We start from the raw sequence: 1,925 nt of genomic DNA on the forward strand, positions 1-1,925 counted from the left end.
TTACCACACTTACACCCCTCACCTATCAACCTTGTGTTCTTCAAGGGATCTTACTAGCTTACGCTATGGGAAATCTTATCTTGAGGTGGGCTTCACGCTTAGATGCTTTCAGCGTTTATCCCTTCCCGACTTAGCTACCCAGCTATGCTCCTGGCGGAACAACTGGTACACCAGAGGTCAGTCCATCCCGGTCCTCTCGTACTAAGGACAGCTCCTCTCAAATTTCCTACGCCCGCGACGGATAGGGACCGAACTGTCTCACGACGTTCTGAACCCAGCTCGCGTGCCGCTTTAATGGGCGAACAGCCCAACCCTTGGGACCTACTTCAGCCCCAGGATGCGACGAGCCGACATCGAGGTGCCAAACCTCCCCGTCGATGTGGACTCTTGGGGGAGATCAGCCTGTTATCCCCGAGGTAGCTTTTATCCGTTGAGCGATGGCCCTCCCACGAGGTACCACCGGATCACTAAGTCCGACTTTCGTCCCTGCTCCACTTGTAGGTGTCGCAGTCAGGCTCCCTTCTGCCTTTGCACTCTTCGAAGGATTTCCGACCCTTCTGAGGGAACCTTTGAGCGCCTCCGTTACTTTTTTGGAGGCGACCGCCCCAGTCAAACTGCCCACCTAACAATGTCCTGTCACCAGATTCATGGTGTCCAGTTAGAATCCCAATACTGTCAGGGTGGTATCCCAAGGATGACTCCACTAAGGCTGACGCCCTAGCTTCCTAGTCTCCCACCTATCCTGTACAGACAATATCGAAACTCAATGCTAAGCTACAGTAAAGCTCTACGGGGTCTTTCCGTCCAATCGCGGGTAGCAAGCATCTTCACTTGCACTACAACTTCGCCGGATTTGCAGTTGAGACAGTGCCCAAATCATTACGCCATTCGTGCGGGTCGGAACTTACCCGACAAGGAATTTCGCTACCTTAGGACCGTTATAGTTACGGCCGCCGTTTACTGGGGCTTAAGTTCACACCTTCGCTTGCGCTAAGTGTTCCCCTTAACCTTCCAGCACCGGGCAGGCGTCAGCCCCTATACATCAGCTTTCGCTTTAGCAGAGACCTGTGTTTTTGCTAAACAGTTGCTTGGGCCTATTCTCTGCGACCTACTCTCGTAGGCACCCCTTCTCCCGAAGTTACGGGGTCAATTTGCCGAGTTCCTTAACTGCAATTCTTCCGCCGGCCTTAGGATTCTCTCCTCACCTACCTGTGTCGGTTTGCGGTACGGGCACTACTTCTCTCCCTAGACGCTTTTCTTGGCAGCGTGGAATCAGGTACTTCATCCAAAATGGACTTCCCCATAACACCTCAGAATTGTTAAGACGGATTTGCCTATCTTAACTCCCTTAGTGCTTAGACTAGCATCCAATAGCTAGCACACCCTATCCTCCTGCGTCACGCCATCGGTAATAACGATGGTAGTGGTATCGGAATATCAACCGATTGTCCATCACCTACGCCTTTCGGCCTCGGCTTAGGTCCCGACTAACCCTCAGCGGACGAGCCTTCCTGAGGAAACCTTAGGTTTTCGGCCTGTGAGATTCTCACTCACATCTCGCTACTAATGCCAACATTCTCACTCGTAATCAGTCCACCGCTCCTTACGGTACGACTTCAGCCCGATTACGACGCTCCTCTACCGCTTGCCATAAGCAAGCCCGTAGCTTCGGTGGTAAGTTTGAGCCCCGAACATCTTCGGCGCAGGATCTCTCGACTAGTGAGCTATTACGCACTCTTTTAATGAGTGGCTGCTTCTAAGCCAACATCCTAGTTGTCTTAGAAATCCCACATCCTTTTCCACTTAACTTACACTTTGGGACCTTAGCTGACGATCTGGGCTGTTTCCCTTTTGACTACGGATCTTATCATTCGCAGTCTGACTGCCGGACTCATAGTATATGGCATTCGGAGTTTGATAAGGTT

1 rRNA gene is annotated in these 1,925 nt (G+C 51.7%); it reads right to left on the reverse strand.

What is annotated here, in order from left to right:
* Positions 1 to 1,925, reverse strand: a 23S ribosomal RNA gene (locus PTZ02_RS19600); the annotation flags it as partial.

This window comes from Clostridium sp. 'White wine YQ', from assembly GCF_028728205.1.
Lineage (GTDB): Bacteria > Bacillota > Clostridia > Clostridiales > Clostridiaceae > Clostridium_T.